This is a genomic window from Streptomyces synnematoformans (assembly GCF_039531005.1).
GTDB classification, from domain to species: Bacteria; Actinomycetota; Actinomycetes; order Streptomycetales; family Streptomycetaceae; genus Streptomyces; species Streptomyces synnematoformans.
This window is the reverse complement of the sequence record NZ_BAAAPF010000356.1, coordinates 1-7013: the sequence shown is the minus strand read 5'-3', so window position 1 is coordinate 7013 and position 7013 is coordinate 1. Positions and strand designations below refer to the sequence as shown.

Sequence of the window (7013 nt, the reverse complement as noted above, 5' to 3'; positions counted from 1 at the left end):
CCGCGGCGACGCCCTCGCCGGCCGCCCAGCGGGCGCGCAGCACCTCCGCCAGCCAGGCGCGGGCCGCCTCGAAGGGGGCGCCGGGCTCGTCCCGTACCGCCCGGGTCTGTTGTCCGGCCGCGGCGCCGGCCGCCGTCGCCGCCGTCATGTCCGGTCGCTCCAGCGGAAGACGCGGAACGCCACCGCCCCGAACACCGCCGCGAATGCCACCAGCCCGCCGCACGCCACCGCGACGTCCGCGCCGCCGCCCGCGTCGGTGAGCGCCGCCGACACCCCGTCGTTGAGGTGCCGCAGCGGCAGCACCCAGCTCATCGCCTGCATCCACGACGGCATGGCGTCCAGCGGGTAGAACGAGCCGGACAGGAACGCCATCGGCACCATCAGGAAGTTCGCGACCGCCGCCACCGCTTCCGGCGTACGGGCGTAGGAGCCGACGATCGCGCCCAGCGCCAGGAACGCCGTGATGCCCAGCACCAGCACCGGCACCGCCAGCGGCCAGCCCGCGGCCAGTTCGAGGCCCATCACCGGCAGCAGCGCCACCGCCACGAACAGCACCGCCTGCACCAGGCCGATGCCCACGGCCAGCACGTAGCGCGAGCCCAGCACGGCGGACAGCGGCGTCGGCGTCATGCGGATGACCCGCAGGATGTCGTCGCGGCGCCACTGCATCAGCACGAAGCCGACGCCGAAGACGGCCGCGTTGCCGACGCCCCAGGACAGCACCCCGGGCGCGATGTACGCGATGTAGGGCCGGCCGCTCTCCGCCACGTCCTGGCCGTGGAAGATCAGCCCGAAGACGACGAGGAAGAGCAGCGGGAAGGCGAAGGTGAAGAACAGCGTGGTCTTGTCCCGGGTGTACGCCCGGTAGCCGGCCTCCGCCAGCGCGGAATAGGCACTCATGGCACGTCCCTACGGATGTCGTCGTCGGCGGCGGGGGTCAACTGTCAGTCCTGGCCCGTGAGCTGGAGGTAGACGTCCTCCAGGCTGGCCGTGCGGGTACGCACCCCGTGCAGCCCCGCGGCCTTCTCCACCGCGGCCAGCACCGGCCCGGCGTCCTCGGTGCGCAGCACCAGGGCGTCGGACTCGCGGGTGACCTCGGTGACGCCGGGCAGCACCCGGGCGTCCTCCTCGCTCAGCCGCTCGGCGGGCACCAGCAGCCACACCGCGGAGCCGCCGCGCGCGACGAGCCGGCCGGGGGTGTCCAGGGCGGTGACCCGGCCGTGGTTGACGATCGCGACGCGGTCGCACAGCGCCTCGGCCTCGTCCAGGTGGTGGGTGGTGTAGACGATGGTGCGGCCGGCCCGCTTCAGGTCCCGCAGCACCTCCCACAGCGCCCGCCTGGCCTGCGGGTCGAGCGCGGCGGTCGGCTCGTCCAGGAAGATCAGCTCCGGCCCGTGGACGAGCGCCGAGGCGATCGCGAGGCGCTGCCGCTGCCCGCCGGACAGGTTCTCCACCCGTACGCCCGCCTGCTCGGTGAGGCCGACGAGCGCCAGCGTACGGTCGGCGGCGGCGCGTTCTGCCCGGTAGAGCGCGGCCATGGTCTTCAGGTGCTCGTACGCGGTGAGCCGGACGAAGAACGCCGAACTCTGCGTCTGCACACCCAGCCGCGGCAGCAGCTCCGGGTCCCGGGGCCAGGGCCGCCGGCCCAGCACCTCGACCGTGCCGCCGTCGGCCTCCCGCAGGCCCTCCATGATCTCGATGAGCGTGGTCTTGCCCGCGCCGTTGGGGCCGAGGAGGCCGAAGAACTCGCCGCGCCGGACCGTGAACGAGACCTCGTCCACCGCCCGCACGTCGCCGTAGCTCTTGCGCACCGCCGCCAGGCGGACGGCCGGGGGCTGCCCGGCGGGGTCGTCGGTGTCGGTCACGGAGGTCTCCTTCGCGGGTTCTGCGGGAGCGTGGGTCATCGGCCTACGCCGCCAGCACCACGGCGCGGACCAGCAGCACCAGCACCACCGCCAGCGCCGCGACCGTCAGCGCCGTGCCGGCCGCGTAGCCGAGGTAGGCGGCGCGGGCGCGGCGCGGGTACGCGGCGGCGTCCGGGGAGCGGCGCAGCGCCAGGGAGAGGTACGTGCGGCTGGACTCGACGAGCCGCAGCCCGCCGAGGAGCTGGCAGGCGATGGTGTACCCGTCGAGCGGCGGCAGCGGCACGAGCATCGCCGCGGCCTGCAGCACGCCGAGGAACAGCAGCCCGGCGAGGCCGTCGCGGGTCGCGCCGTCGGGGGCGAGCAGCCACCAGCAGCAGAACGGCAGCAGGAACAGCAGGTTGGCGACCGCCCCGGCGGCCGCGATCACGATGCGGTGCCGGCGGCCGGGGAGGAACATGTAGTCGTCGACGGTGCAGTACATGATCACCACGGGCAGCCGCCAGCGGAGCCCGATCTCCCGGACCCGGCCGCCGTGGTGCCGCGCGGCGACGCCGTGCGCCAGCTCGTGCAGCGCGGTGGACAGCCACAGCGCGGTGGCCACGGCCGCCAGCAGCACCGGCTGGGTGAACACGGCGGCGGCGCCGTCGATCAGCTCGCCCGGGTGCAGGGCGAGCACCAGCAGCATCGCGCCGAGCGCCGCCAGCAGCACGGTGCCCCAGACCGGGCCGAGGAGGAAGCCGGTGGCGCGGTGCAGCCGGCCGGCGGTGCCGTGGGCGTCGGCGACGAGCCGTACGCTGCCGGCGAGCAGACCCCGGGCCGGCGCCGGCCCCGGCCCGGCTGCGCTCTCGGAGCCCTCGGAGCCCTCGGGGCGCTCCGGGCGCGGGGCGCCGTCGAGCAGGCCGTGGCCGCCGAGGAGCTGGAAAAGCCGGCCCCAGTGCGCGTCGCCGAGCCGCTTGCCGAAGGCGGCCGCGTACTCGCCGCCCAGCTCCGCGACCGTACGGGAGCCGTCCATCCGTACCATCAGGAACCGCTCGCGCGGCCCCACCTCGAAGGACTGCCCGGTGGCGGTGTCCTTGACCAGGTGCACGGTACGGGGCCCGTGCAGCAGCGCGTCGCTGACGAGCACCCCGGGGCGCAGCCGGGGCTGGTGGGCGGCCAGCGCCTCCCTGGTGCTGCTCACCGCACGCTCCCGGTGACCGGCTGCACCGGCTGGGGCCCGGCGGCCCGCGCGTGCAGCGCCCGGGCGAGCACGTGCGAGAGGTACGCCTCGTCCTGGATCGTCACGTGCAGCCGGTTGTTGGTCATGTGCATGTACGGGGACAGCAGCCGCTCCAGCGCCTCGTCGGGGTCGTCGACCGGCTCGTCCTTCGTGCCGTCCCAGGACCGGAAGACCAGCTCGCCCCGCTCGGCCAGCGCCACCACCCGGCCGCGCAGCTCCCGGCAGTGCTCCGCCCAGCGGGCCAGCAGCGCCGGCAGCGTGCCCTCGCCCGCGGCGGCGGCGCGGATGCGGCCGTGCCAGGTGAGCAGCCCGGGGGCGACCTCGTCGGCCTTGCGCTCGTACTCGGCGCTGCCGATGAAGCCGGTGTCGGGGAACGCGCGGTGCCAGAAGGTGTAGTAGCGGTCGAGGAAGTCCGCGAGCCGGTCGTCCGCGGGCAGGAAGGCGGTCGACATGATCAGCATGAGCTGCGCGGACGTGCCGAGCAGCACGGTGCGCAGGTGCAGGTTCTTGTCGCGCAGCGCGTCGCACACCAGCTCGCTGGAGCGGACGAAGTGCCACTCGGCGAGCGCCACGCCGGCCGGGCCGCCGTACTTGCCGTACTCGGGCTCGTACGGCAGCCAGGCGCGGGAGTTGTTGGGGCGCAGGTTCATGCGGCCCTCGGGGTCGGTGTAGTCGACGCGGTCCTCGGGGCGGAACTCGATGTCGAAGAGCTGGTTGTAGAACTCGTTGAGGAAGCCGGAGTCGACCTGGTAGAGCGCGGGCCGCTCGGCGAGGAAGGCGTCGACGGCGCGCTCCGCGCGGGTCCGCACCTCCGCCTCCTTCCCAGGGGAGGAGGGAAGGAGGCGGAGGCGCACGTGGGGGCCTTCGAGCCAGTAGTTGAGGAAGAACCAGCGGTGCAGGAGGCCGTCGTCCTGGAGTTCGCGGACGAGCGGGCGGACGCACTGGAGCAGCAGGGGGACGGGGTTGGCGGCGTAGTAGATGTGCAGGGCCTGCCAGGCGCCGGTGGCGGCGGCCTCGGCGGGGGCGGCCTCGGCGGGGGCGGCCTCGGCGGCGGGTGCGGGCTGGTCGGTCACGGGGTCTCCCCTTCCGCGGTGGCGGCCGCGGGGGCCGTCTCCACGGCCAGCTCCACGACGTGGCCGCCGTGCTCGGTCGTCAGGTACGGGCCGTCCTCGTCGGGCAGCGCCTCGCGGAACGTCACGCGCGCCGCGTCGCTGCGCAGCAGGCCCTCGAAGGCCAGCAGCGACAGCGGGCTGTCGAAGTCGACGTACTGCGGCTTGGCGCCGGTCGCGCCGCGCGCCGCGTCGTCCTTGACCATGGCGTACACCCGGGCGGGCAGCCCGTGCCGGCGGCGCCAGCGGTGCCAGGCCAGCAGCCAGCCGCCGTCCCCGGTGCCGGCGGCGCGGGGCGGCAGGGCGGTGGCGGGGGCGCGCCAGGAGCGGCGGGCGAGGACGAGGCGGCCGTGGCGTACCCGCGGGCGGTGGGTGACGCCGTCGTCCGGCTCACCCTCGGGGACGCCGGCCCAGACGTCGACCGGGGACATCGAGGTCGGCGAGAGCAGGAGCAGGGTGCGCGGGATCTCGGGGAGGGCCAGCGGCACGAGGTAGCCGAGGTAGACCGGCACCACCTCGCGGCCGAGCCGGGCGGAGCGCAGCACCAGCCGGTCGGTCGCGGGGTCGTGCTCCAGGCTGAGGTCGTCCAGCGCGATGCGGTTCTCCGGCGGCACGGAGCTGGTCTCGCCGGGGCAGACGATCTCGTAGTCGGTCAGGCGGCCGTGCAGGTTGAGGTTGCTGGTCACGGGGCCGCCGGTGACCTCGGCGAAGACGGCGCCGGGCGGCTGGAGTTCGCGGGCCCGGGCGCGCAGCCCGGCGGAGAGGCCGCGGTCGGCGGTGCCGGGTTCTTCGGGGGTGCCGGGGGCGTCGGGGGTGCCGTCGAAGCAGTGGGTGAAGCGGCTGAACGGGAAGTGCAGCCCGCCGTACGAGCGGTTGAGGACCACCAGCGGCTCGGACCCGGCGAGCTGCACGTGGTGGCTGTGCAGCGCCGGCTCCGCCGGCAGCGCCGCGAGCCGGTCGGCGACGGCGTCGAACAGGTCGGCGCCGAGGACGAGTTCGGCGCCGGCATCGGTGCCGGTCGCGGTGCGCTCGTGCTCGGCCCAGCGGTCCCGTACCCCGGCGTGGAACGCGCGCCGCGCGTCGTCCAGCGCCCGCAGCTGCGGCAGCCCGAGCCAGTTCTCCTCCGGTACGTACTCCCCCTGCGCGTCGAACGGCGTGCGCCGCGAGGTGAACGACAGGTACTGGTCGAAGAAGTCCTCGTGGAAGTCGTGGATCAGCTTCAGCAGGTCCGTGCAGCGCCCGCCGGCGCCGTAGCGGGCGAGGAAGAAACCGCGCAGCGTCAGCCGCTGCGGCAGCGTCAGGTCGAACGCGGGCAGCACCCGCTCCACCGCCGCCAGCGGCCCGGCCAGCGCGTCCACCAGCCCGGCGGGCGCGGCGGGCGCGCCGGGAGCGGCGGCGGCGGTGCGGCGGGCCGTGGCCGTCACCTCCGGCACCGTCGTGTCCTCGTACAGCACCGTGCGCGGCACCCGGGGCTGCGCCACACCCAGCTCCCGCTGGATGTCCGCCAGCCCCCGGCGCAGCCCGCCCAGCAGCTCCCGCCGCTCCGCGGGCGACGCGGCGGGGTAGCGGGCCAGCAGGTCCGCCGGGCCCTCCAGCGCGGCGGCCACGTCGTCGGCCCACGGCCGGTCGAGACCGCGCAGCGCCCGCTGGAACGCGCGCAGCGGGTCGGTGTCGTGGGCGCCGAGGTCGAGGCAGGGCACCCGGACCATGCCGACGTCGAGCAGCGCGGACAGGTACTTCTCGACGGCCTCGCGGTCGGCGTCGAGGTCGGCGCCGAGCCAGTCGGCCAGCTCCCCGTAGCGGACGGTCTCCCGCTTCTCCAGCAGCCCGAGCATCCGCTCCAGCACGCCGCTGCGGCGCAGGAAGAACAGCTGGTCCTTGACGGTGTCGAAGGTGACCGCGGTGTCGTCGTCGCCCGCGGTCACCCAGCGGCGCACGTAGCGCACCCGGTCCTCGTCGCGGCCCCAGCCGGGCGCGGGCGCGACGGGGAGGTCGGCGCGGCGGCGGGGGTCGGCGAGGACGGCGGCGGCGAGGCGGCCGACGGCGAGGACGTTGAGGCGGGGGTGGCTGCGGGGGGTGTACGGGCCGGTGATGCGCAGCGCGGCGGGGTCGCCGGCCCCTTCGCCGGCGGGGGCCCCTTCGCCGGCGGAGGCGGCGTCCGTGAGCCGGCCCAGGGCGACGGAGGTGAAGGCGGCGAACGGACTCGTCTTGCACGCCGTGCGGTAGAGGTACGCGAGCAGCGAACGCTCCACCTTCCGCGTCCGCTTGTCGGTCCGCGCCGGGTCCGAGCCGGCGAAGGCGTCCAGCTGCGCGTCGAGCACCGGCGAGGCCAGCAGCACGCCGCCGCGCAGCCGGTCCTCGTCCAGGGTGGCCCGCAGCGCGCCGCGGGTACGCAGGAGTTCGGCGGTCAGCAGCTCCTCGCCGGCCGCCAGGTCGTCGTCCAGCCGGGCCCGCAGCTCCAGCCAGCCGCGCAGCGGCTCGGCCACCTGCGGGGCGAGGCCGGCGACGAGCGTGAGCGCGGCCCGGGGGTCGGCGGGCCGGCGCCCGTTGAACACCTCCCGGCGCAGCCGCAGCAGGTCGCGCCGCACCCGCTCGTCGTCGCGGCCGGCGACGAGGTCGTACAGCCGGTCCGCGAGCGGCCCGGCGAGGTCGCCGAGTCGGGCCTCGGCGGCGAGCACGCCGTCCGCCCAGTCGCGTACGGCCGGTGAGCGCAGGGCGCGTACGGCGTCGGCGGGCATGCCGGCGATACGGGCGAGAAAGCGCGGCCCCAGCGCGGCACCGCCTGCGGTGCCGCCCGCCGCGGGCGCGTCGGAGGGCCGG

At 76.0% G+C, this 7013-nt stretch carries 5 protein-coding genes; all 5 read right to left on the bottom strand.

The genetic code is table 11. The features are described from left to right. Positions 1 to 144 precede the first annotated feature (144 nt). Positions 145 to 900, bottom strand: coding sequence for an ABC transporter permease (locus tag ABD317_RS31720; protein WP_344294474.1), 756 nt, complete (start codon positions 898 to 900; stop codon positions 145 to 147). Between the two features lie 44 nt (positions 901 to 944). Next, entirely contained in the window at positions 945 to 1904 is a 960-nt protein-coding gene (locus tag ABD317_RS31715; RefSeq protein WP_425582489.1) for an ABC transporter ATP-binding protein, read from the bottom strand. Between the two features lie 4 nt (positions 1905 to 1908). Beyond that, positions 1909 to 3045 carry a site-2 protease family protein gene (locus ABD317_RS31710; protein ID WP_344294470.1) on the bottom strand — a complete coding sequence of 379 codons (1137 nt, stop codon included), beginning with the start codon at positions 3043 to 3045 and terminating at the stop codon, positions 1909 to 1911. Next, positions 3042 to 4157, bottom strand: a complete 1116-nt coding sequence (locus ABD317_RS31705; protein WP_425582488.1) for a lantibiotic dehydratase C-terminal domain-containing protein — start codon at positions 4155 to 4157, stop codon at positions 3042 to 3044. The genes ABD317_RS31710 and ABD317_RS31705 overlap by 4 nt, the downstream gene beginning before the upstream one ends. Further along, positions 4154 to 7013: lantibiotic dehydratase (locus ABD317_RS31700; protein WP_425582487.1), on the bottom strand; the 2860-nt coding region annotated here is incomplete at its 5' end. The genes ABD317_RS31705 and ABD317_RS31700, both read right to left, overlap by 4 nt.

Excerpts from the sequence above, each read along its gene's own strand:
- ABD317_RS31720 (WP_344294474.1), bottom strand. The coding sequence starts at position 900 with ATGAGTGCCTATTCCGCGCTGGCGGAGGCCGGCTACCGGGCGTACACC.
- ABD317_RS31715 (WP_425582489.1), bottom strand. The coding sequence starts at position 1,904 with ATGACCCACGCTCCCGCAGAACCCGCGAAGGAGACCTCCGTGACCGAC.